General features: G+C 68.6%; 24 protein-coding genes. 10 read left to right on the top strand and 14 right to left on the bottom strand.

The annotated features are described in order from the left end of the window. Positions 1 to 18: 18 nt before the first annotated feature. Both ACZ5IK_RS05680 and ACZ5IK_RS05675 read right to left on the bottom strand, forming a co-directional pair. Complete coding sequence (locus ACZ5IK_RS05680; protein ID WP_465486750.1) at positions 19 to 867, bottom strand: hypothetical protein; 849 nt, start codon at positions 865 to 867, stop codon at positions 19 to 21. A gap of 63 nt (positions 868 to 930) precedes the next feature. Then, on the bottom strand, positions 931 to 1,764 hold the full coding sequence (locus tag ACZ5IK_RS05675; protein ID WP_465486749.1) for a helix-turn-helix transcriptional regulator: 834 nt from the start codon (positions 1,762 to 1,764) through the stop codon (positions 931 to 933). A 108-nt stretch (positions 1,765 to 1,872) separates the two neighbouring features. Between ACZ5IK_RS05675 and ACZ5IK_RS05670 the strand changes: the two genes are divergently transcribed. Genes ACZ5IK_RS05670 through ACZ5IK_RS05660 form a run of 3 tightly spaced genes read left to right on the top strand, consistent with a single transcriptional unit; the run spans position 1,873 to position 4,742 of the window. Beyond that, a complete protein-coding gene (locus ACZ5IK_RS05670; RefSeq protein ID WP_465486748.1) occupies positions 1,873 to 3,303 on the top strand; it encodes an MFS transporter in 1,431 nt (476 codons plus the stop codon). 52 nt (positions 3,304 to 3,355) lie between these two features. Beyond that, positions 3,356 to 3,877: an RNA polymerase sigma factor gene (locus ACZ5IK_RS05665; protein WP_465486747.1), complete on the top strand. Its 522-nt coding sequence runs from the start codon at positions 3,356 to 3,358 to the stop codon at positions 3,875 to 3,877. Further along, positions 3,870 to 4,742 carry a VOC family protein gene (locus ACZ5IK_RS05660; RefSeq protein ID WP_465486746.1) on the top strand — a complete coding sequence of 291 codons (873 nt, stop codon included), beginning with the start codon at positions 3,870 to 3,872 and terminating at the stop codon, positions 4,740 to 4,742. The genes ACZ5IK_RS05665 and ACZ5IK_RS05660 overlap by 8 nt, the downstream gene beginning before the upstream one ends. 208 nt (positions 4,743 to 4,950) lie before the next feature. On the opposite strand, the gene ACZ5IK_RS05655 is transcribed toward ACZ5IK_RS05660, so the two are convergent. The 3 genes from ACZ5IK_RS05655 to ACZ5IK_RS05645 are packed head-to-tail and all read right to left on the bottom strand — an operon-like array spanning position 4,951 to position 8,360. Beyond that, the gene (locus tag ACZ5IK_RS05655) at positions 4,951 to 6,714 is read right to left on the bottom strand and encodes a gamma-glutamyltransferase family protein (protein ID WP_465486745.1); all 1,764 of its coding nucleotides are present in this window, start codon (positions 6,712 to 6,714) and stop codon (positions 4,951 to 4,953) included. Positions 6,715 to 6,746: 32 nt separating this feature from the next. After that, positions 6,747 to 7,154, bottom strand: a complete 408-nt coding sequence (locus ACZ5IK_RS05650; protein WP_465487229.1) for a hypothetical protein — start codon at positions 7,152 to 7,154, stop codon at positions 6,747 to 6,749. A 12-nt stretch (positions 7,155 to 7,166) separates the two neighbouring features. Next, on the bottom strand, positions 7,167 to 8,360 hold the full coding sequence (locus ACZ5IK_RS05645) for an FAD-dependent monooxygenase (protein WP_465486744.1): 1,194 nt from the start codon (positions 8,358 to 8,360) through the stop codon (positions 7,167 to 7,169). 114 nt (positions 8,361 to 8,474) lie between these two features. Between ACZ5IK_RS05645 and ACZ5IK_RS05640 the strand changes: the two genes are divergently transcribed. After that, entirely contained in the window at positions 8,475 to 9,053 is a 579-nt protein-coding gene (locus ACZ5IK_RS05640) for a TetR/AcrR family transcriptional regulator (RefSeq protein ID WP_465486743.1), read from the top strand. Between the two features lie 66 nt (positions 9,054 to 9,119). Here the strand turns inward: ACZ5IK_RS05640 and ACZ5IK_RS05635 are convergent, their stop codons facing one another. Next, on the bottom strand, positions 9,120 to 10,430 hold the full coding sequence (locus ACZ5IK_RS05635) for a UDP-glucose dehydrogenase family protein (protein ID WP_465486742.1): 1,311 nt from the start codon (positions 10,428 to 10,430) through the stop codon (positions 9,120 to 9,122). 160 nt (positions 10,431 to 10,590) lie between these two features. Between ACZ5IK_RS05635 and ACZ5IK_RS05630 the strand changes: the two genes are divergently transcribed. Further along, complete coding sequence (locus tag ACZ5IK_RS05630; RefSeq protein WP_101611665.1) at positions 10,591 to 11,349, top strand: SDR family NAD(P)-dependent oxidoreductase; 759 nt, start codon at positions 10,591 to 10,593, stop codon at positions 11,347 to 11,349. Between the two features lie 68 nt (positions 11,350 to 11,417). Here ACZ5IK_RS05630 and ACZ5IK_RS05625 read toward each other — a convergent pair whose 3' ends face one another. From ACZ5IK_RS05625 to ACZ5IK_RS05615, 3 genes are all read right to left on the bottom strand, one after another. Then, positions 11,418 to 12,059 (bottom strand): class I SAM-dependent methyltransferase, encoded by a 642-nt coding sequence (locus ACZ5IK_RS05625; protein ID WP_465486741.1) that lies wholly within the window; start codon positions 12,057 to 12,059, stop codon positions 11,418 to 11,420. A gap of 118 nt (positions 12,060 to 12,177) precedes the next feature. After that, positions 12,178 to 12,792, bottom strand: coding sequence for a PadR family transcriptional regulator (locus ACZ5IK_RS05620; protein WP_465487228.1), 615 nt, complete (start codon positions 12,790 to 12,792; stop codon positions 12,178 to 12,180). Next, entirely contained in the window at positions 12,789 to 14,471 is a 1,683-nt protein-coding gene (locus ACZ5IK_RS05615; protein WP_465487227.1) for a TM0106 family RecB-like putative nuclease, read from the bottom strand. The genes ACZ5IK_RS05620 and ACZ5IK_RS05615 overlap by 4 nt, the downstream gene beginning before the upstream one ends. A 54-nt stretch (positions 14,472 to 14,525) precedes the next feature. Between ACZ5IK_RS05615 and ACZ5IK_RS05610 the strand changes: the two genes are divergently transcribed. Next, on the top strand, positions 14,526 to 14,990 hold the full coding sequence (locus tag ACZ5IK_RS05610) for a DUF6474 family protein (RefSeq protein WP_101611661.1): 465 nt from the start codon (positions 14,526 to 14,528) through the stop codon (positions 14,988 to 14,990). A 90-nt stretch (positions 14,991 to 15,080) separates the two neighbouring features. Here ACZ5IK_RS05610 and ACZ5IK_RS05605 read toward each other — a convergent pair whose 3' ends face one another. From ACZ5IK_RS05605 to ACZ5IK_RS05590, 4 genes are read right to left on the bottom strand one after another with little or no spacing between them, the layout of a single operon-like run. After that, positions 15,081 to 16,040 carry a glycine betaine ABC transporter substrate-binding protein gene (locus ACZ5IK_RS05605; RefSeq protein ID WP_465486740.1) on the bottom strand — a complete coding sequence of 320 codons (960 nt, stop codon included), beginning with the start codon at positions 16,038 to 16,040 and terminating at the stop codon, positions 15,081 to 15,083. A gap of 1 nt (position 16,041) precedes the next feature. Next, positions 16,042 to 16,818 carry an ABC transporter permease gene (locus ACZ5IK_RS05600; protein WP_465486739.1) on the bottom strand — a complete coding sequence of 259 codons (777 nt, stop codon included), beginning with the start codon at positions 16,816 to 16,818 and terminating at the stop codon, positions 16,042 to 16,044. After that, a complete protein-coding gene (locus ACZ5IK_RS05595) occupies positions 16,815 to 17,999 on the bottom strand; it encodes an ABC transporter ATP-binding protein (protein ID WP_465486738.1) in 1,185 nt (394 codons plus the stop codon). The genes ACZ5IK_RS05600 and ACZ5IK_RS05595 overlap by 4 nt, the downstream gene beginning before the upstream one ends. Continuing rightward, positions 17,986 to 18,633, bottom strand: coding sequence for an ABC transporter permease (locus tag ACZ5IK_RS05590; RefSeq protein WP_410601919.1), 648 nt, complete (start codon positions 18,631 to 18,633; stop codon positions 17,986 to 17,988). The genes ACZ5IK_RS05595 and ACZ5IK_RS05590 overlap by 14 nt, the downstream gene beginning before the upstream one ends. A gap of 303 nt (positions 18,634 to 18,936) precedes the next feature. Between ACZ5IK_RS05590 and ACZ5IK_RS05585 the strand changes: the two genes are divergently transcribed. The 4 genes from ACZ5IK_RS05585 (at position 18,937) to ACZ5IK_RS05570 (ending at position 21,871) form a co-directional block, all read left to right on the top strand. After that, a complete protein-coding gene (locus ACZ5IK_RS05585; RefSeq protein ID WP_465487226.1) occupies positions 18,937 to 19,428 on the top strand; it encodes a hypothetical protein in 492 nt (163 codons plus the stop codon). Positions 19,429 to 19,499: 71 nt separating this feature from the next. Next, positions 19,500 to 20,279 (top strand): YcnI family copper-binding membrane protein, encoded by a 780-nt coding sequence (locus tag ACZ5IK_RS05580; RefSeq protein ID WP_465486737.1) that lies wholly within the window; start codon positions 19,500 to 19,502, stop codon positions 20,277 to 20,279. Beyond that, positions 20,280 to 20,843: a copper resistance CopC family protein gene (locus tag ACZ5IK_RS05575; RefSeq protein ID WP_465486736.1), complete on the top strand. Its 564-nt coding sequence runs from the start codon at positions 20,280 to 20,282 to the stop codon at positions 20,841 to 20,843. Continuing rightward, positions 20,840 to 21,871, top strand: coding sequence for a copper resistance D family protein (locus tag ACZ5IK_RS05570; RefSeq protein ID WP_410601635.1), 1,032 nt, complete (start codon positions 20,840 to 20,842; stop codon positions 21,869 to 21,871). Before ACZ5IK_RS05575 ends, ACZ5IK_RS05570 begins: the two co-directional genes overlap by 4 nt. On the opposite strand, the gene ACZ5IK_RS05565 is transcribed toward ACZ5IK_RS05570, so the two are convergent. Next, positions 21,868 to 22,434, bottom strand: a complete 567-nt coding sequence (locus tag ACZ5IK_RS05565; protein ID WP_465486735.1) for a dihydrofolate reductase family protein — start codon at positions 22,432 to 22,434, stop codon at positions 21,868 to 21,870. The two genes, ACZ5IK_RS05570 and ACZ5IK_RS05565, sit on opposite strands and share 4 nt — an antisense overlap. Positions 22,435 to 22,469: the final 35 nt, after the last annotated feature.

Raw genomic sequence — 22,469 nt, 5'->3', positions numbered from 1 at the left:
TGGAAAGCGGCTTCTCGGCTACGCCGCGTGCGGTAGCCGCCGCAGAACCGACGTCATCATCAGCACCCCGCCGATCACCTGGACGGCCAGCACCGGCGCGTGCCCGGCGGATCCCATCGTGAAAGCGCTGAACAGGCCCCACGCTCCTGTGCCCGCCATCGCCCCGGCGCCGGTCCACACCAGGACCAGCCGCGGCCAGAACCGTCCTCGCGACACGGTCGCCAGTGCGATCACGGCCAGCACCCCGAGCACGGCGATCACCACGTCCTGGCCACGGGCCGCCAGGCCGCCGGAGCCGAACGCCCAGCTTCCGTGGCCGACCGCGGAAACGAGCGCCGCGGCGATACCGAGTCCGCCCGCCACGCCGATCGTCCCCGGCCGCACGGTGCCGGTGACGACGAACCACCAGCGGTCGCGGGCGTAGAGCACGAACGCGGTCAGCAGCAGCACTCCCTGCCAGGCGAATCCGCCGTAGACGACGGCCCAAACCCAGTTCTCCAGCGGCATCTCGGTCAGCTGGGTCTTCGTCAGGTCGGTGACGATCACCGGAAGGTTCAGCACGATCGGCGCGAGCAGCCCGGTGCCGATCCAGATCGGGAAGAGCACGAGCGGCGCGGGGATCCGGCGGCCCCAGGAGTAGGTGAACGCCAGCGCGAGCACCACCGCGACGACGTCCATCCCTCCGGTGAGCAGGTTGGCGAAGAGCATCAGCTCCGAGTCCACAAAGGACGGATCACGAAGGCCGAGGCTGCCGCCCGTGACCCAGGATGCCTTGAGGGTCAGGTACGGAAGCGTGCCGAGGATCGCCGCGTAGCAGACGATCAGGCGGGCGCTGGAGATCTTGGCGGTGGCGACTGCTGCGGTCATGCTGTCAGCGTCGGCGTTCCCGCCGCGGAAAAACTCCCTCGCGAGCCTGGTCCGCCTCCCTCCTCAGAAGGAATTGGGCAGTTTCGCCGCGGTTTCCTCGTCCGCCGGGGTCAGCGTCGCCAGGGAGATCTCGGATCGCCGTCCGAGGTACAGGTACGAGAATTCGAACCGCAGCAGGCCCGCCTCCGGGTGCAGATACCGCTTGAGCACGATCCGCTCGGTGGAGACGTCGTGCTCCTTCCACATCCGCTCGAAGACGTCGGATTCCTGCCGCAGTCGCTTGACCAGGTTCTTCCACGCCGGTTCGGCGAGGTGCTCGGCCATCGCCGCCCGGAAACCGGCGACCACGCGGGGCAGGTTGGTCTCCCAATCCGGGAGCCTCCGCCGCCATTCGGGGTTGGTGAGACACTGGATCAGGGTGTTGCGGTCCTCGAACGGGATCGCGTCGACGTCACCCATCAGCCAGTCGTAGGACCGGTTGTAGGCGAGGATGTCGCAGCGCGCGTTGCGCACGCAGACCGGGAACGGCTCCAGTTTCTCCATCATCCGGTAGACGTTCTGGCTGAGGATCTTGCAGTCCTTCTCCAGCGGCGGTTCGGGCGCGCCGGCGAGGGTGAACAGGTGCGTGTGCTCGTGCGGGTCGAGCCGCAGCGTGCGGGAGATCGCCTCCAGCACCTGCTCGGACGCGTTGATGTCGCGCCCCTGCTCGAGCCACGTGTACCAGGTGACCCCGACCCCGGCCAGCTGCGCGACCTCCTCGCGGCGCAGCCCCGGCGTGCGGCGCCTGCCGCTGATCGGCAGGCCGACCTGATCCGGGGTGATGCGCTCGCGGCGGCTGCGCAGGAACGCGGCCAGTTCGTGTCGCCGTACGTCGGCCACCTGCGAATCGACGGTCATGGTCACCTCATCAGGTTCGCAAAGCTCGAAGCCGGTTACCAGGTAGTGGTAATACCAGGATAAACACACTCCTGGTACCAGGGTGGGAATCGGCTGATCGTAGTACCCATGACTTCGACGCAAGTTCCGGCGACGCTCACCCGCGTCGCCGTCGGACCGGCCCTGACCTCGGCGGGCCTGGTCACCGTGCTGCTGGGGGCGGCACTTCCACTCATCGACTTCTTCATCGTCAACATCGCCCTGCCCGCGATCGGTACCGATCTGCGCACCTCGTCGGCCACCTTGGAACTGGTGATCGCGGCCTACGGGATCGCGTACGCCGTACTGCTCGTCGTCGGCGGACGGCTCGGTGACGCCTTCGGCCGTCGCAAACTGTTCCTGATCGGGCTGGCCGCGTTCACCGTCACTTCCCTGCTCTGCGGGATCGCGCCGACGGCGTTGACGCTGGTGCTGGCGCGGGCCGCGCAGGGGGCGGCGGCCGCGCTGATGCTGCCGCAGGTGCTGTCGATCATCCAAGCGACCACGACCGGCGAACGCCGATCCAAGGCGCTGGGTCTCTACGGCGCCACCGCGGGGCTTTCGATGGTGCTCGGGCAGTTCCTCGGCGGGGCACTGGTCGCCGCCGATCTCTGGGGTACGGGCTGGCGGCCGATCTTCCTGGTCAACGTGCCCGTGGGGATCGCCGGTCTGCTGATCGCGCGGCGCCTGATCCCGGAAAGCCGTTCGAGCAACCCGATCGGCATCGACCGCTCCGGCACCGTTCTCCTGGCGATCGCCCTGGTGTCGCTGTTGCTCCCGCTGGCGGAAGGGCCGGTGTTGAACTGGCCACTGTGGACGATCGCGCTGCTCGTGGTCTTCCCGTTCGCCGCGGCGGGCTTCGTCCACGTCGAACGCCGGATGGAACGCCAGGGCGGTGTTCCGCTGCTGCCGCCGTCGGTGATGCGGATGCCGAGTGTGCGGCAGGGATTGCTGGTCGGGATGCCGTTCTTCGTCGGCTTCAGCGCGTTCATGTTTGTGTTCGCGGTGACGCTGCAGGACGGCCTGCACCTCGGCCCGTTCGGCTCGGGGCTGGTGACGGCGCCGCTTTCGCTGGCGTTCTTCGCGATGTGCCTGGTCAGCAGCCGCCTGGTGACGAGGTTCGGGCAGCGGGTCGTGACCGTCGGCCTGTCGGTGCAGTTGCTCGGGCTGCTGGTGCTGATCGGCACCGTGCTGCTGGAGTGGCCGGAGCTGGGCGTGCTCGATTTCGCGCCCGGGATGCTGCTGTGCGGTCTCGGTCAGGGGCTCGCGATGACGACGGTGTTCCGGATCGTGCTGTCGAAGGTGCCACCGGAGATCGCCGGAGTCGGCAGCGGGATGCTGACGACGTCGCAGCAGGCGGCGATGGCGCTGGGGGTGGCGACGCTGGGGACGTTGTTCGCGTCGGCCTCGGCGGGGTCGCTCGGGATGAAGGGCGCGTTCGCGCTGGTCATCGGGATTCAGGCGGTGCTGACGATCGGGGTGATCACGGTGGCGCGGCGGCTGCCGGACCCGCGGGTTTAGAAAGTTCGGTTTCACCCGTCGGAGAAGTGGCTCCCCGAGCGACGATGGGGATGTGACGGAACCACGGGTGCGGCGGGACCCGGCCTTCGCACTGCTGTCGCTGTACGAGACGGCGTTGCCGGAGGTCTACGGGTACCTGCTGTCCCGGTGCGGGGATCGCACCCTCGCCGAGGAGCTGACGTCCGAGACGTTCCTCGGCGCGGTGAGGTCCTGTCGCAAAGAAGACGCACCCGCGGTGAGCACCGGGTGGCTGATCGGCGTCGCCCGGCACAAGCTCGCCGATCACTGGCGGCGCCGGGAACGCGAGAAACGCGGGCTGCGGCTCGTCCACGAGGAAGAGGACCACACCGATCCGTGGGACGAGCGGCTGGACGCGCTCCTGGCGCGCGAAGTGCTCGCGTCGCTCGGGGCGCATCACCAGGCCGCTCTGACGCTTCGCTATGTCGACGGTCTCCCGGTACCGGAGGTCGCCGCCCATCTCGAGCGCACGGTGCACGCCACGGAGGCGTTGCTCGTGCGGGCCCGTGCCGCGTTCCGGCGTGCCTACCAGGAGAAGGAGGGTCGCGATGTCTGATCCGTTCGACGTGCTTCGCGCGCCCTCGCAACCTGTCGATCCTGACCCGCTCTTCGCCGCCGAACTGCGTGACAACCTGCGTCGCGCCGTCCTGAACGGAGCCTCCGCTATGCCATCCACCGCCGAAGTGCGTTCTTTGACCCCGTATCTGGTGGTGACCGACGCCCGCGGCGCGCTCGACTTCTACGTGGAGGTGTTCGGGGCGCGGCGCCGGGCCGATCCGATCGTGATGGAGGACGGCCGGGTCGGGCACGCGGAATTGGCCATCGGGGACAGCGTGCTGATGCTCGCGGAAGAGTTCCCCGAACTGGGCAATGTCGTAGCGCCGACGGGTGGCCCGCTGATCCGGGTCGAGGTCCCGGACGTACGCGCGTCGGCGCGGCGGGCCGTGGAACTGGGCGGGGAACTGGAACGTCCGGTCGCGGACGAGGGCCACGGGCTGCACGGAGCGATCAAGGATCCGTACGGCCAGCGGTGGCTTGTCGCGCAGGCGGCACCTTCTTCATCGAGCGCGAAGCCGGTCCGGCACGGCGAAGCGGGCTACTTCACCTTCCAGGTCCCGGACGACGGACGCGCGAAGGCGTTCTACGGCGCCGTTCTGGGCTGGCAGTTCTCGCCCGGACGGGTCGAAGGCGGTTGGGGCGTCGAGGGTTCCGGCCTGCAGGGCGGGCTCTGGGGCGGCCCGGGACGGCAGGTGGGCTGGAAGGTCATGTACGCCGTCGACGATCTCGCCGCCGCCCTCGACCGCGTCCGCGCCCAGGGCGGCCAAGCGGGCGAAACCGAACAGCAGCCCTACGGCCTGAGCGCCGACTGCGTCGACGACCAGGGCATCGAATTCTGGCTCTGGGAACAGCCGCGCTCTTGAAGTCACCACCCCAGCCCCCCACCCGTCCCAGGGGGGCGACCCCGAAGCCAGTCTATCGCCGATAGGAGGCCGGGAGGGGAGCTGACGTGAGTTGTCCACAGGCGGGGGTCGTTGTGGACAACTGGGGGCAGGAGACGCTCTGCCGCGAGTCCGTGAAGGCCTCCTTCGCTACCTTGAGGGTAGGGAAGGAGGCCTTCACGGAACGAGTTCAGCGGCCTGCCGCGTAGCCCTGCATTCCTCGCGCGTTCGCGGCGGCACGGAGCACACCACCGGAGCGTGAGACGGCGGAAAGCCGCCCGAGCGACCAGGGTCCGGCGTCGACGACGTCGTGTCCGCGCGCGGCAAGAGCGTCCATTGTGGACTGGCCGAGCCGGGACTCGACCACGAGATCCCGCGGCGTCCACGAGCGCGGGTAGAACGAACTCGGGAACGCGTTCGTGTGCCACGCGGGGGAATCGATCGACTCCTGCAGGTTCAGCCCGCCGAGCGTGTGCGCCAGCCAGAAACACAGCTGCCACTGGTCCTGCTGATCCCCGCCGGGGGTCCCGAACGCCAGGACCGGCTCGCCGTCACGCAGGCCCATCGACGGCGAAAGCGTGATCCGCGGCCGTTTCCGCGGCGCCAACGAGTTCGGCAGGCCCTGCTCCAGCCAGAACATCTGCCCACGAGAGTCGAGACAGAAACCGAGCTCCGGGATCGTCGGACTCGACTGCAGCCAGCCACCCGACGGCGTCACCGAGATCATGTTCCCGGCCGCGTCGACGACATCGATGTGCACGGTGTCGCCCCGCGTCTCGCCCAGCGGCCCGACGGTCGGCTCCCCCGTCGCGCCGGAACCGGCTTCGAGCCCGCGCAGCTTCTCGAGAATCGCGGGCAGCCGCGGCGAGGGGCCACCCGGCCGGAGTTCGGCGGACGCCTCTTCGGTGATCAACGCCCGCCGGGCGTCCGCGTATTCACGGGAGATCAGCAGATCGATCGGCACGTCAGGAGAATCCCCGTACCAAGCCTCGCGGTCCGCGAACGCCAGTTTGGCCGCCTCGACGGCCAAGTGCACCGTGCGTTCCGTCGGTATCCCGTCCACATAGGACAGTTCGTCGCGCAGACCGTCCAGCAACCGCGCCTGCTGCAGCAACGCCGGACCTTGCGTCCAAGCGCCCATCTTCACCAGGCCCCAGTCGCCGAAGTCGACCTGCAGCGCGTCTTCGTACGTCGCTTCCCAGCCCGCGATGTCCTCGCCGGTGAGGAGACCGGCGTGATCGCGGCCGGAGTCGTCGCGGAAAGCCTTGCGGCCGAATGCCTCGATGGCTTCGGCGACGAAGCCCTGCGACCACGCCCGCCGTCCGGCGTCGATCTGCGCCTCGCGGCCGCTGACCGACTCGGCCTCGGCGAGCAACCGCTCCCAGGTGTCCGCGAGCGCCGGATTGCGGTGCAGCCCTTCCGCGGGTTTGCCGTCGGGCAGCCAAAGCGCCGCTGACGTCGGCCAGTGCTCGGTAAAGAGGTCCTGAACCGCGCGAATCGTGTCACCGACCCGGCTGACCAGCGGAATCCCGTTACGGGCGTAGGAAATCGCGTAGCCGAGCACGTCACGCAACGACTTCGTGCCGTGGTCCCGCAGGAGCAGCAGCCAGCCGTCCCACGCCCCCGGGACGGTCGCGGGGAGCAAGCCGCTGCCGGGGATCAGGTCGAGTCCGAGGTCCGCGAAGTACTCAGGCGTCGCGGCCGCGGGTGAGACGCCTTGGCCCGCGAGGACTCGCGGTGTTCGATCCGCCGCGGTCACGAAGATGCCGGGGACCTGCCCCGCCGGACCGCACAGATGCGGCTCGGCGATCTGCAGGACGAATCCGGCGGCCACCGCCGCGTCGAAGGCGTTGCCGCCGTTTTCCAGCACCGCCATCCCGGTGGCCGAGGCCAGCCAGTGCGTCGATGCCACCATGCCATGGGTGCCGGCCAGTTCCGGCCTGGTCGTGAACACCCGGCTGATACTACGCTTTGCTAACTACTTTTTCAGTCCCAGCAGTTGAAGAGGACTTCTCCGAGGTTGTCGGGTCGCCAGTACCTTGCTTCTCGATCGTTCACCCAAGGCGGCGCCGTGAGGTCGATCGGTGTTTCGAGTTCGGTCCGCGTGTACAACCGGTGCCCGCGAAGCAGCTCCCCCAGAACGGCCAGCAGCCCTGGCTCGTCGACGAAGGTGATCGATCCGAAGCAGACCGGTGCTTCGGCGATTCCGAAGATCTCGCGCCGTCCGCTCTCGTCCCACTCCTGCGTCCACAACACCGCGGCGGTTCGGTGCGGATAGGCGATCTCTGCCTGCTCGAAGTTCCCCGGCTCCTGGTAGGGCAGGAACCGGATGATCCGGCCGCGCGTTCGCCGAGCCGCCTCGTAGCAGGCCCGGCGAAACTCCTTCTGGTCCATCACCCACCGAAATTAGCGCTGAGCGGCGGCCGGAGCGTCATAGTTTTCGAGCGTCGTCGCGTTGGCCGCGCGCGAGGTGATCCACGTGAACACCTTGGTCATCGGCTTCGAGCCCAGCACCCGGTACAGGAAGTTCCGGTAGCCGATCATGAACCGTGACTTCGGCACGAGGAACGTGCCGATCCCGGCCGCCTGCTTCTGCGACACCTTGACCGCGCCGCGGAGTCTCTCCTCGTAGCGAGCGAAGGCGGCTTCGTGGTCACCGTGCGCGGCGGCGAGTTCCCCGGCCAGGACGTAGGCGCCCATCATCGCGAGCCCGGTGCCCGACCCGCCGGGGCCGGCGCAGTACGCGGCGTCCCCGAGCAGCACGATCCGGCCCTGTGACCACTTGTCCAGGTGGATCTGGCTGAGCGAGTCGAAGTACAGGTCGTCGGCGTCCTCGAGTCCTTCGAGCAGCGCCGGGACTTCCCAGCCGAAGTCGGCGAACCGCTCCGCGACCAGGCGCTTCTGCCCCTCGACGTCACGCCGGTGCACTTCGACCGTGCCGGACGCGAAGATGCAGCCGACGTTGAGAACCGCACTGTCACGACCGCTGCTGAGCATCACCGTCCGGCCGGGGACGCTGCAGAACAGGCCGAGGTGATCGAGGCCGAGGTGGTTGGGCACGGTGAAACCCGCGATGTGGAAGCCGAGGTCGGTCCGGAACCGCTCCTCGTCGCCGAAGGCCAGCCGCCGGACGCCCGAGTGCAGCCCGTCCGCGCCGACGACCAGGTCGAAGCTGCGCGGCCCGTTGCCGGCGAAGGTGACGTCGACCCCGTCGGCGCGCTCGTCCAGCCCGGTGATCCAGTCGCCGAAGACGTACTCGACGTCGTCCTTCGTGCGCTCGTAGAGGATGCGCGTCAGGTCTCCGCGCTCGATCTCGACTTCGCCACTGAAGAACACCGACGGCATCTCGGCGACCTTCTTGCCTCTCGAATCGACGATGACCTGCGCGCCCATCGCGGTTTCCTTCGCGCGGATGTCTTCGAGGATGCCCATGCGCTTCAGCAGGGTCATCTGCTCGCCGCGGAAGTCGACGGCGCTCCCGCCTTCGCGCAGGGCCGGGGCGCGCTCCACGACGGTCGGCGTGAAACCGCGCTCCCGCAGCCAGAAGGCGAGGGCCGGACCCGCGATGCCGGCGCCGGAGATCAGAACGGTGGTCGTCATGGCTGCTCCCAGTGGGTTCGTGGTGATGGGAACGACCGTACGGCAGATTTGCACGCTTGGTCAATCCATTTGGTTAAACCAAGTGGATAAACCGTGTGGTCTACGATCTCGGGCATGGGCAATCGCGAAGACCTGATGAGCGGCGCCATCCAGTGCCTGAAGGAAAAGGGCTGGTCACGCACGACGGTGCGGGACATCGCGTCGGCGGCCGGAGTCAGCCACGCGGCGATCGGCTACCACTTCGGATCACGCGAAGCCCTGCTGCTGACGGCGTTCTCGCAGGCGATGGACGACTGGGGCAGAGAGGTCCAGCTGGAGATGATGAGCGCGGTCGACCCCAACTCCTCGGCGGACGAGCAGTATCGAGCCTCATGGCGCGCGATGATCGACTCCTACGGGCGCAACCGTCAGCTGTGGATCGCGTCGATCGAGGCGTTCGTGCAGTCCGAGCATCACCCTGAACTGCGGAAACAGCTCGCCGCCGCGCAACGCGAAGGCCGCCGTGGGATGGCGGCGGGCCTCCTCGGCATCGACGAGGACACCCTCACCGAGGCGGACGAGCTCCGGATCGGCGCGGTGGCCACGGCCCTGAACTCGGGCATCATGCTGCAGCACATGCTCGACCCGGAGAACGCTCCGACGGCCGAGGAGGTCGTGGACGGGCTGATGACGCTCGTCTCCCGGGTGTCATGAAAGGGGCTTTCAGGACAAAATTCGTCCTGAAAGCCCCTTTCATGACACCCGCGGGAGGCAGGTGGGTCAGGAGACGGCGACCTTCCGCCGCAGCGCCGCCCGAGGCCGTCCGACGCCCTGCCACGAAAGGCCGGCGTCGAGGATGCGTTGCGGCTCCAGGAGATTGCGCGTGTCGACGACCGAGTCGCCGTCCATCTGCTCGGCCATGTAGGTCCAGTCGAGCCGCTTGAACTCGTCCCATTCCGTCAGCACGACGACGGCGTCGGCCGCCTTCGCGACCTGATACGGGTCGTCGACGACGGTCATCCCGTCGATCTGACCGCCGACGGCCGGGTCGTAGGCGGTCAGTTCCGCGCCGAGCGCGCCCAGTACGGAAGCGACCGCGAGGGCGGGCGAGTCGCGCAGGTCGTTCGTCCCGGCTTTGAACGCCAGTCCGAGGACGCCGATCCGCGAACCGGCCAGCGTGCCGCCGACCGCGCCGGCGATCTTCGCGACGATCCGGTCCCGCTGCGCGATGTTCTCTTCGATCGCCGAGGTGAGCAGGGTGAAGTCGTACTGCACGGACTCGGCGACCCGGACCAGCGCGCTGGTGTCCTTCGGCAGGCACGAGCCGCCCCAGCCGGGGCCGGGCTTGAGGAACGAGCGGCCGATGCGCCGGTCGTAGCCCATGCCTTCGGTGACCAGGTCGATGTCCGCGCCGAGGCGTTCGCACAGTTCGGCGATCGAGTTCACATAGGACAGTTTCATCGCGAGGAAGCAGTTCGCCGCGTACTTCACCAGTTCCGCGCTGGCCGCGTCGGCGACGACGACCGGGGCGGCGAGATCGGCGTAGAGCTCGCCGACCCAGCGGGCGGCCGCGACGTCGTCCGAACCGACGACGATCCGGTCAGGGCCGAGGAAGTCCTCGACAGCGGTGCCCTCACGCAGGAACTCCGGATTCGACACGACCGGCACGTCCGTGCGGCCGAGCATCGCCTGGATGCGCTTCGACGTCCCCACCGGAACGGTCGATTTGGTGATCAGCGCGCACCCCGGAGGGATGACGTCGCCGATCTCGGTGGTCACGGCCTCGACGGCGCGCAGGTCCGCCGAACCGCCCGCGCCCATCGGCGTCGGCACACAAAGGAAAACGGCCTCCGCGTCGCGAACGGCTTCGCGCGCGCCGACGACGAAATTGAGTCTTCCGCTGGTCAGCCCCCTCGACACCAGCTCGGACAATCCCGGCTCCAGGATGTCCACTCGTCCGGCGGAGAGCCTTGCGACCTTCGCCTGGTCGACATCGACGCAAGTGACTCGATGCCCCAGGCCGGCCAGGCAGGCCCCCGTGGTCAATCCGACGTAACCGGTCCCCACCACCACGATCCGAGCAGTGCTCATGCTGCTGAAGGTGACAGCCGGAGTTGACCTCCGAGCGAACGGAATGCTTCAGGCCCGAATACTCCTCACGACATGCTTCGCTCCGACGTGAGCCAGCACACCCACCCCACCGATGCGAACGAGCGTTAACCTAGGAACGGTTGTCGACGAAAGGGAGAACATGCAGATCACCGATACCGCGGCGCTCGTCACGGGTGGCGCGTCCGGGCTCGGCGGGGCGACCGCGAAGGCGCTCGCGGCGAAGGGCGCGCGGGTCTTCGCGCTGGACCTCGCCGGTGCCATCGCCAACGCCGAGCAGGTCGAGGGCATCACCTACGTCGAGGCCGACGTGACCGACCCGGAGCAGGTGCGCACCGCCGTCGCGACCGCCGCCGAATCCGGGGTGCCGCTGCGGACCGTGGTGAACTGCGCCGGGATCGGGCCGTCCGCGCGGATCCTTTCGAAGAAGGGCCCGCACGACCTCGCCCTGTTCGCGAAGGTCGTCCAGATCAACCTGATCGGCTCCTTCAACGTGCTGACGCTGGCCTCCGAGGCCATCGCGAAGACCGAACCGCTGGCCGACAACGCGCGCGGCGTCATCATCAACACCGCGTCGATCGCCGCTTACGACGGCCAGATCGGGCAGGTGGCGTACTCGTCGTCCAAGGGCGGCATCGTCGGGATGACGCTGCCCGCCGCGCGCGACCTCGCGTCGCACGGGATCCGGGTGCTGACCATCGCGCCGGGCATCGTCGACACCCCGATGCTGGCGACGGTGAGCGACGAGTTCCGCGCTTCGCTGGCCGAGGGCGTTCCGTTCCCGAAGCGGCTCGCGCGGCCGGACGAGTACGCGCAGCTCGCGCTTTCGCTGATCGACCACGACTACCTGAACGGCGAGGTCGTCCGGATGGACGGCTCGCTGCGCATGGCCCCTCGCTGAGCCCTTCGCGCGTGAAATGAACGGGACTTTCATTGCAAATTTTGCAATGAAAGTCCAGTTCATTGCAGTTAGGGACGGGTGAGGCGGACGTCCAGGCTGATTCCCCCGGTGGTGACCTCGCACGTCCGGACCGGCGTGTACGCGCGCCGCCGGAGCTGGCCGAGTGCCTGCCGGACGCCGAGGGCGGCCAGTTTGCCGAGCTTCATGCTCTCGACGTCACGCACGATGTCGCCATCGGTCGCGTCCCGGTTCATGTCCTGCACCACGGCCGTGCCGCCGGGACGCAGCACGCGGTACATCTCGTCGAGCGATTTCACCGGCCACACGAAGTTCTTGAACGCGGCCTGGCAGGCGACGAAGTCGAAGGATTCGTCGTCGAACGGCATCCCCGCGACGTCGCCCTCGCGGAATTCGGCTTCGACGCCCTGAGCCCGCGCGTACTCGCTCGCGATCTCGACGAACGTCGGCGCGACGTCCAGGCCGGTGACGGAGAATCCGAGCCGCGCCATTTCGACCGCGAAGTAGCCGGGACCGAAGGCGACCTCGAGGATCTTCGCGCCTTCCGGCAGGTCCGCGGTGAGTTCGCGCGCCTGCTTCCGCCAGTGTTCGATCTGCGGTTCGGTGCCACGCTGCCGGGCGTAGTTGCGCGCCAGCGCGCCGCCCATCTCCGGCATGAGCTTGAACCGCTTCCTGTCCTTGATGTTCGACATGGTCACTCCAGGTTGTTCGCCCGGAGCCCGGCTATTCTCAAGAAGCCGTCTCGTGGCCGGGTTCCGGTTGCGGGATCGTCGCCCCGGCGGGGTGCTGCAACACCTCGCCGGGGCTCTTTCAGCTGCTCGTGCTCCCCCTTTCGGACGGTAGCTCTCCGGTCTCGTGGAAGGTCCGCCATTCGGCGAGACCCGGCATCGAGCCGGAAGTCAGTTCCCCCAGGATCGAGCGGACCCATTCGGCTTCCGCCGTCCGGATCGCCAGGTGGTACTCGACCTCGATCAGCATCAGCCGCGGAACCTCCTCCAGGAGTCGTGCCCGTTCCGCGCGCGTCGAGGCGTTCTCGTCGTCCAGCGCCGCCAGCCGGGTGCGGAACAGGGCGATCACCTCGTCCGGACCGAGCCACGCCATGACCGACAGACCGGCGACGAACTTCGACTCCTCCGGGGCGAGCCCGGCGAGCAGTTCGCGCAGCCAGTCGAGCATTTCGTCACAGCCGGCGTCGGTGATCCGGTACACCGTGCGCTCGGGGCGAGCGCCGTCGCGGCCGCTCTCGACGGCCTCGATGAAGCCGTGTTTCTGCAGGTTGCCGACGACCGTGTAGAACGAGCCCCATTTGATCCCCATGTCGCGGTCCTTGCCGCGCGACTTCAGGATCGAGGCCATTTCGTACGGGTGCGCCGGTCGCTCCCGCAGCGTGGACAGGATCGCAAGTACCGATCGACGGGAGGTCAGAGGTCGTTCATGTACGGCACGGACGTCTGCGCGTGGTCGGTCATCCACTTCCGCAGCGCGTGCGTCGCCAGGACGTCGTCCTCGTTGTAGCGCAGCAGGCGCTCGCGCTGGAGGTCGTCCGGGATGCCGCCGTCCATGCCGACGGCGTCGCGGTACCAGCCCATCGACGCCTCGCCGCCCGCTTCCGGATCGCGCCACGCGAAGCCCGCGACCGGGGCGATCACCTTGAGTCCCTTGCCGTGCGAGCAAAGGAACTGGTCGGTGACGCTGCGGAAGAGGTCGATCCATTCGTCCGAGTCCACAAAGGACGCTATCTCGGCCTTCGCGGGAACGCCGGGATAGTCGCCGAACCTGGACACGGAACCGAAGAGCCAGCGGTTCTCGGCGAGCGCGTTGTAGCAGTAGGCGCGGAAGGTCAGCCCGGCCGCGAGGGTGCGCTCGCGGACGTCGGTGAACCACGCCCAGAACTCCGCGAACGACCGGGCCTCGTCCGCGGTCGGCAGCGGCTCCCAAGTCGCGAACGCGCGATAGCCCTGCTCGACACCGATGTCGGCGCCGGTCAGCAGCGAACCCCACAGATACGCGCCCGAATCGCCGAAGCTCTCCATGTCGACGTCGACCTCGACGTCGCCGCGCGGGACCTCGATGCGGTCGACCTTGCGCACCATCGTGAGATCGGCGAGCCAGGCGCGCGCGAGGATGATCGCGTCGGCGAAGGTGCCGCCGGTCCAGTTCATCGGCGGTGGTTCGTCGGCCGGATCGAGCGCGGCCAGTTTGTCCACTGTGGACACTCCGGCGCGGCGGAGTTCCATCGCGTCCTCGCCGCGGACGACGAGGCTGACGTCACGGGTTTCGGTGAGGACGACCTCGCACGTCGGCCACCAGGGGCAGCGACGGCATTCGAGGACGCGGGACGGTTCGGCGAGCGGCTCTTCACCTTCGGCGGCGGCGCTCGCGATGGCGAGCCTGTCGGCGAAGCGGCTCTGGTACTCCGTCAGCGCGCTCCGGCCGCCCGGCCAGGTTCCGGCGGACAGGTCGTGCCAGACGACGACGTCCGCGTCGAGTCCGATGACACCGCCGACGGCGCGGTGTCCCTCATGCTGCCCGAGCGCTTCGAGCATCCGGTAGAGGTGCGCGAGCCGCATCTGGTCCCGCGGCTGCGAGCGGACCTTTCGCGCCGGGTCCGGCAGCCGGTTCGCCGGATCGAGGTCCGTCATCACCGTGGTCGGCGCGCCCGCGCCGCGATCGGTGATGCGATGCCGCACGACCAGCACCGGCACGTACCCGGCGCCGGTGCGGACCAGGAGTTCGGAACCGCCACGCCGGTGACCTGCGCGATCCACCGGGAGCAGCGCTCCCCAGATGTAGCGCGCTTCGGCGGCGAAGGCCTCTTCGGTGAGCTGCACGCGCTCGGCGGCGGGGAGGTCGCGAGCGATCTTGACCCAGCTCGCGTCCGGTCCTGTCGCTTCCATGAGCCGCTGCACAATGGCCTCGCGATGCGCTGACGCGTCGTCGATCCGCTGCTGCGAGGCGGGGTCCGGCGGGGCGAGCGGGACCTCGCGCATCGCCGGATCGTGTTCGAGGTGCACGCGACGCCGGCAGCGGCTCACCGCTCCCGCGTCCAGTAGCACCTCGTTACTCACAGACAACACTCTAGAAGGCCACCGGCAAGCCGACATGCCCGCCACTTCGGGGACCAGTAAGTTCGTCTGTGACACAGCGTGGGAGGTGCCATGGCGCGCAAGGCCAAAGCCGTCGAGGGCGAAGGCAGGATCACCCCGAAGAAGGCGAAGAACGCCGTCGCGGTGGCCAAAGTGCTCGGTCCGGCCGTACTGCCGGTGATCGCGCCGTACGCCGTTCGAGCGGCGGGTGCCGCACGAGAGCTATACGACCGTTATCAGGCGAAGAAGCTCGGCGTCGCCGTCGACCAGCTCGGGGAGTTCAGCGGACGTGGTGCCGCGCTGCACGCGCGGATCGCCGGGCTGACGCAGGGACTCGCGGAGCTGAAGAAGTCGGCGAAGGCGACCGATGCCGATGTGTCCTTCGCGAAGGACACGCAGGGAACGCTGGAGCAGCTTTCAGCGACCGTCCGCGCTTCGGAGCGGATGCCCGCGGCGCGGCGGAAGGCCGCGCATCGGGCGGTGGCCGGGGAGCTGGACCAGCTGGAGGGCAAGCTGCTGCACCGGTTGGGCATCTGAGCACCTACTTCAGGGGCCCGTCGGATGTCAGGAAAGGGGCTTTCAGGACGAAAAACGTCCTGAAAGCCCCTTTCATGACACGTTTGGGGGCTAAGAAATGAAGCCCTTCTTCTTCATCCACTCGTAGGCGACCTCGCCCTGGTCACGGCCGTCGACGTCGACCTGCTTGCACAGTTCGATCATCTGCTGGTTGTCGATGGCCGCGGCGACGGCTTCGAGCGGGCCGCGCAGTTCCGGGTGCTGCTTCAGGAAGTCCGAGCGCAGCGTCGGGACGGCGTTATACTGCGGGAACGCCTTCTTGTCGTCTTCGAGGACGCGCAGGTTCAGCCCGGCGATCCGGCCGTCGGTCGTGAAGATCTCGCCGATCGGGCAGGTCCCGCTCGCCACGGCCGAGTAGATCGTGCCGATGCCGAAGTTCTTGATCACCGGGTTCTGGAACCCGTACGCCCGCACGGCGGCGGGGAAACCGTCCTGGCGGCTGGTGAATTCGGTCTCCAGGCAGAACACGTTCTGGTCCGGCTTCTGCTTGAGGAACGCCGCCAGATCGGTCGTCGTCTTCAGGTTGTTCGCGGCCCCGTAGGCCTCGGTGACCGCGAAGCCGTACTGGTCGTTGAGCGGCGAGTAGTTCAGCCAGGTGACGCCGTACTTCGCCTCGTCAGCCGTCTTCGTGGCCTCGTACTGGGCTTGTTCCCCGCCCGGGACGGGGAGTTCGTTGCCCTGGTAGTTGATCCAGCCGGTGCCGGTGTATTCCCAGGTGACATCGGTCTGGCCGGCGAGCAGGGCCTGCCGCGACGAGTTCGAGCCCTTGATGTCGGTCAGGTCGATGACGTCCGCGCCCGCCGCGGAAAGCGCCATCTCGGCCATGTAGCCCAGGATGATGTTCTCGGTGAAGTCCTTGGACCCCACCGTCACCTCGACGCCTTTGAGCGCCTCGATGGGCTGGATCGAACCGGGTTCGATCTTGTACGGCAGCGCGGTGTTGACCTCGAGCCCGCAAGCGGAAAGCGTGCCGCACAACAGGACCGTGCCGAGGATTGCCTTCAATCGCATGTCAGCGCAGTCCCTTCGGTCCGAAGAACTGTTCCGCCACCGCGCCGAGCCAGTCCACCAGCAGCGCCAGTGCGACGGCGAGCACCGAGCCGGTGATCAGCACCTTCGTCAGGTTGAGCTTGTAGCCGGTGTCGATGAGCAGGCCGAAACCGCCGGCGTTCACGAACATGCCGAAGGTCGCCGTGCCGACGGCCAGCACCAGCGAGGTCCGCAGGCCAGCCAGGATCAGCGGGACCGCCAGCGGGAGCTCGACCCGCCACAGCACGCCGGAGGCCGACATGCCGATGCCGCGGCCTGCGTCGATCAGCGACGGGTCGACCTGCTGCAGGCCGACCATCGTGTTCCGCAGCACCGGGAGCAGTGAGTAGAACGCGAGCGGCAGCGCCGCGACCCACAGTCCGCCGGTCGCGCCGGTGACGATGAACCACAGCACCAGCACACCGAGCGCGGGGGCGGCCTGGCCGATGTTCGCGATCGCCAGGAACACCGGAGCCGCCCACTTCGCGTACGGCCGCGTCACGATCACGCCGAGCGGCACCGCCACGGCGACCACGATCGCGGTGACCACGACGGTCATCGCCAGGTGGTCGCGCAGCGCTTCGAGCAGCCCGGTGACATTGAGCGTCGCCTTCTCCGTGGCGGTCAGATCGCTGGCGAACACCCAGATCAGCACGCCGACGACGATCAGCAGCACCACCGCGGGCTGGGCGAACAGCCGGACCCGTTCGGCGCTTCTCGACGAAGACTCGGTGGTGAACCCGGTATCGACGGCCGTCATGCGGTCACACCTTCCGCCGGGTTGTCGTCCGAGTGTTCCTCGCGAAGCTGCTGGATCGTCGAGATGACGGTGTCGAGCTCGATCGTCCCGGCGTACTCTCCGCGAGCGCCGGTCACCGGGACGCTGCCGCCCTCAGCGAGCATGGCTTCGAGCGCGTCCTGCAGCGTCGATTGGAGGCTGACCGAGTCACGCAGCGGCTTGCCCGCGGTGGCCAGCGACGTCGCCGCGGTCAGTTCGCGGACGTGCACCCACCGCATCGGACGACGGCGCTGGTCGAGCACCAGCACGAAATGCTTGCGCTGCTGGGTCAGCTTCTCGCGCACGTCCGACGGCGATTCGCTGACCGCCGCCGTCAGGGCGTCCTGCTTCAGCTCGACGTCGCGGACCCGCAGCAGCGTCAGCTGCTTCAGCGAGGCACCGGCGCCGACGAAACCGGCGACCGTGTCGTCGGCCGGGTTCGCGAGGATCGCGTCCGGGGTGTCGTACTGGAGGATCTTCGACTGGTTGCCGAGCACCGCGATCTTGTCGCCGAGCTTCACGGCCTCGTCGAAGTCGTGGGTGACGAAGACGATGGTCTTCTTCAGTTCGGTCTGCAGCCGCAGCAGTTCGTCCTGCAGGTTGCCGCGGGTGATCGGGTCGACCGCGCCGAACGGTTCGTCCATCAGCAGGACCGGCGGGTCCGCCGCGAGCGCCCGCGCGACGCCGACGCGCTGCTGCTGTCCACCGGAGAGCTGACGCGGGAAGCGGTCGCGGAAGTCGGCCGGGTCCAGCCCGACCAGGTCCATCATCTCCTCGACCCGGTCGTTGACCTTCTTCTTGTCCCAGCCGAGCAGGCCGGGCACCACCGCGATGTTCTGCGCGACGGTGAAGTGCGGGAAGAGACCGGCCTGCTGGATCGCGTAGCCGATGCGACGGCGCAGGGTGTCGACGTCGAGCTTCAGCGCGTCGTCGCCGCCGATGGTGATCCGGCCGGACGTCGGCTCGATGAGCCGGTTGATCATCCGCATGGTGGTGGTCTTGCCGCAGCCGGACGGGCCGACGAAGACCACGATCTTGCCCGCGGGCACCACCATCGAGAATTCGTCGACCGCGGGCTCGCGGGTGCCGGCGTAGCGCTTGCTGACGTTCTCCAGCTCGATTTCGACGCCGGATACGGTTTCAGGAGACTCAGCCACGGACACCCCTAGAGACGGTCAAACGGTTGATCAGGACGTAAACGGCGTCGAGGACCAGCGCGAGCACGACCACGCCGAGCGTCCCGGTCAATGCCTGGTTGAGCGAGTTCGTGCTCCCCGCGTTGGTGAGGCCGGAGAAGACCTCCGAGCCGAGGCCCGGGCCCTTCGCGTAGGCCGCGATGACCGCGATGCCCATGAGCATCTGCGTCGCGACCCGCATGCCGGCGAGGATCGCGGGCCAGGCGAGCCGCAGCTCCACCCTGGTGAGCACGCCGAACCGGCTCATGCCGATGCCGCGCGCCGCGTCACTGACCGCCGGATCGACGCCGCCCAGCCCGACGATCGTGTTCCGCACGATCGGCAGCAGCGCGTAGAGCACGAGGGCGATGACGGTGGTGTTCGCGCCGAGGCCGAACACCGGGATGAGGAGGCCCAGGAGGGCGAAGGAGGGGACGGTGAGGATCGTGCTCGCCAGCGCCGTGGCCACGGCCGACCCGACCGGGCTGCGGTAGACGGCGACGCCGATCACCACGCCGAGCACGGCGGCGATGATCGTGCACTGCACGACCGCGCTGACATGGAGAAGTCCTTGGAGGGCGAGTCTGTCCCACCGATCCGAGATGTACTCGAAGAGGTTCATCGCGTGCTGGTTCTCCCGCCGCCTCTGGGTGAGACTCCTCACCCATTCGGAGTAGCTGTATCGGGAGCCTGACTACCCAAAGCGCGCGCGGTCAAACCCCGGTTTACCGCTATTTATCCCGTTAACCTTCCCCATTCGGCCCAATTGGGCAAACGCACGCGCCGACCCGGCGGTGTCTTTCTCACTGCTCAACAGCCGGGAGGACATCGACCGCTCGGCCGCACGTCGAATACCCTTCACCCCGTGAACAAGCGAAGCCATCACCGAAGCGCGTTACGCGCCGTACGTGGCGGCTTACTCGGCGTGAGTTCGGCGGCGCTGGCCGTGACCGCTCACGTGATCGGGGACGGCGAAGTACCCGATACGGCGATGACGTTGTTGCTCACCGTGCTGATCGGCTGGAACGCCGCCGCGCTCGCCGCGAAGGCGCGCGGACCGATGGCCACGATCGTCGATCTCGGCGCGGGCCAGGTCGTGATGCACCTCGTGCTCAGCTCCCTGAGCAGTCACGAGCTGCGGCACGACGAAGCGGCGCCCGGCTCGGGCGGGCTCGCGATGACCGTGGCCCACGTCGTCGCGACGCTGGTCACCGCGCTGCTGCTGGCCAAGGCCGACGGACTGCTGCTCGGCGTCCTCGCCTGCCTGCGCACGCTGGTCCCGTTCATCCTCAACGCGCTCCCGGTGCCCGCCGCGGCGATGTCACCGGTGCTCGCCCGTCCGGCGGGCCCCGGCCACCTCGTGCGGGTGGACCTCCGCCGCGTCCACGGCAGGCGCGGCCCACCGCTGTTCTCCTGAACCCCAGATCGTCCCCCGTAATCCGGCGAGGTCCCCGAACCCGCCGTCTTCATTCACGTTCAGGAGTTTTCGTGTCGAACAACGTCTGCAAGCGCGCCGGTTTCCTGGCCGCCACCATCGGCATCGCCGGTCTGCTCTCGGCCGGGGTCGCCTCGGCCCACGTCACCGCCAACGTCTACGGCCCCCAGCCCGCCAAGGGCGGCTACGGGTCGATCTTCTTCCGTGTCCCCAACGAGGAGAAGGACGCCGGCACCGTCAAGGTCGAGGTCGCCCTCAAGCCCGAGTACGCCCTCAGCTCCGTGCGCACCAAGCCGATCCCCGGCTGGAAGGCCGAGGTCGTCAAGTCGAAGCTGCCCGCCCCGGTGACCACCGCGTCCGGCACGCAGATCACCGAAGCCGTCACGAAGGTCTCGTGGACCGCGGAGCCCGGCACCAAGATCGCCGCGGGCTCTGCCGAGTTCCAGGAGTTCCAGATCAGCGCGGGCCAGTTCCCGACCAACGTCGACGCGCTGGAGTTCCCGGCCACCCAGACCTACGAGAACGGCAAGGTCGTCGAGTGGAACCAGCCGACCCCGGCCTCCGGTGAGGAGCCGGAGCACCCCGCGCCGAGCGTGAAGCTCGCCGAGAAGAGCGCGGACGGTCACGGCGGCGGTGGCCACAGCACCGACACGAAGGCCTCCGAGGAGTCCCACGCCTCTGCCTCTTCCGACACCACCGCCCGCTGGCTCGGCGGCGCGGGCCTGGTCGTCGGCGCGCTCGGCCTCGGCGTCGGCGCCGGTGCCACCCTGCGCGCCCGCCGCGCCACCGCGGGCGCTTCCACCAAGAGCAGCAACACCGAGGGAAACGAGTAAATGCGTAAAGCGATCGTCGCGCTGGCGATCACCGGGGTGGCGTGGCTCGCCACCGCCACCCCGGCGCTGGCGCACAACGTCCTGATCTCCTCGGACCCGGCGAAGGGCGCTTCGATCGCCACCGGGCCCGCGAAGATCACGCTCACGTTCGACCAGTACGTCCAGAACGCGAACGTCAACCAGATCGCGGTCATCGGACCGGGCGGCGGCCAGTGGGCCGAAGGCCAGGTCGAGGTCCGCGACAGCGCCGTGACCGTGCCGCTGCGGCCGCTCGGCCCGGCGGGCGAGTACAAGATCGGCTACCGGATCCTGTCCGCGGACGGGCACGCCGTGACCGGTGAGGTGCCGTTCACCCTCACCGCCGCGGGCACCGGCACGCCGGCGACCGCCGACGCCGCGCGTAGCAACGCGGGCCAGGCCGAGACCACCCCGGCGACCGGCGGCGAAGGCTCGTCCGGGGTGCCCATCTGGGTGTGGATCGCGGGCGCCGTCGTGCTGCTCGCCGTCGGACTGACCGTGGCACTGCGCACCGGTGCCGGTGACAAGGAGAAGAGCGGGTCATGACCCAGACCGAGACCACCTCGCGTGCCCGCGTCGCCGTCCTGTTCTGCGTGGTGACGGCGGGGATCGTCGGCGCCCTGATCGGCGTCGCGCTGACGGCCACCGCCCCGGTCCCCGGGGTCGCGCAGGTCAGCGAGGTGGTCTCGGTCTCCATCCCGATCGTGCGGGTGCTGCTGGACATCTCGGCGGTCGCCACGATCGGGCTGGCGCTGCTTTCGGTACTGGTCGGCTACGACCGGCCGAAGCTGTCCGAGCCGATCATGCGGCTCGCGCGGCCCGCGAGCGTCGCGGCCGCGCTGGTGTGGGCGACCACCGCGCTCGTCGCGCTGATCCTGCAGACCGCCGAGTACCGGCCGGGCTCCAGCACGCTGTCGATGTCGGACGTCGGGAGCTACATCGCCGACGTCGGCGCGGGCAAGGCGCTGCTGATCGTCGCGGTGCTGGCGTTGCTGCACGCCGGACTCGGCGTCCTCGCGCTGAAGCACGGCGAGAAGGTGCCCGCCGAGGTCCGCGTCGGGCTGGGCCTGTTCGCGCTGCTGCCGCTGCCGGTCACCGGGCACGCGTCGAACTGGAACTACCACGACTACACGATGATCTCGATGGAACTGCACGTGATGAGCGCCGTCGCCTGGACCGGCGGACTCGGCGCGATGACGGTGCTGCTCATCGGGAACCGGACGCTGCTGGCGCACGCGCTGCCGCGGTTCTCCAAGCTGGCGACGCTGTGCCTGATCCTCGGTGCGGCGACCGGGCTGTTCAACGGGCTGATCGAGATCTCGCTCAACCCGTCGCTCGGTTTCTGGGAAGGCGTGTTCACCACGCCGTACGGACAGCTGGTGCTGCTGAAGCTGTTGTGCACCGGAGTGATCGCGGGCCTCGGCGCGTACACACGCTGGAAGCTGATGCCGCAGATCATCCGGCACAACCGCACGGCGCTGGCCGCGTGGGCGACGCTCGAACTGACCGTGATGGGGCTGGCGTTCGGGTTCGCCGTCGTCCTCACGCGCGCGCCGGTCGTCCCCACGACCTAGTTTTCGACCGTGTACCGCAGCAGCACCACGCCGTTCTCGAACGCGGTGGCCTCGACCGGCTCGAGGTCCCGCCGATCCTCGAAGATCCGCGTTCCCTTGCCGCGCGACACCGGGCTGACCATCATCCGGAACTCGTCGACGAGGCCGGCGTCCAGCATCGACCGCATGAGCGTCAGGCTCCCCCACAGCCAGAGGTCCTTGCCGTTCTGCTCCTTGAGTTCCCGGATGGTGGCCGCCGGGTCGCGCGTCACGGTCGCGGCGGAAAAGTCGCCCCAGGGCGCGTCCTCCAGCTTGGACGAGGCGACGAACTTGGTGAGGTTGTTGACCTTCTCGCCGTACTCGCCCTGCTCTTCGGCGTTGGGCCAGTAGTCCTTGGACATGGCGTAGGTGTTCGCGCCCAGGATCATCGTGTCGACCGAGTCGATGAAGCCCATCACGCTCGCCTTGAAGGCGGGCTCAGTCTTCTCGGAGAACGGCTCCCCGGAGACGAAGCTGAGCCCGCCGTCCTCCTCGGCGACGATGTTGTCGACGGTGACCCACTGCTGGACGATGAGCTTGCGCATGGCTTGTCCTCCCGGTTCTCGCGGCCACTCTGGCC

The sequence above is a fragment of the Amycolatopsis sp. NPDC031561 genome (genome assembly GCF_055580625.1).
This window is presented reverse-complemented; position numbering and strand designations above follow the sequence as displayed.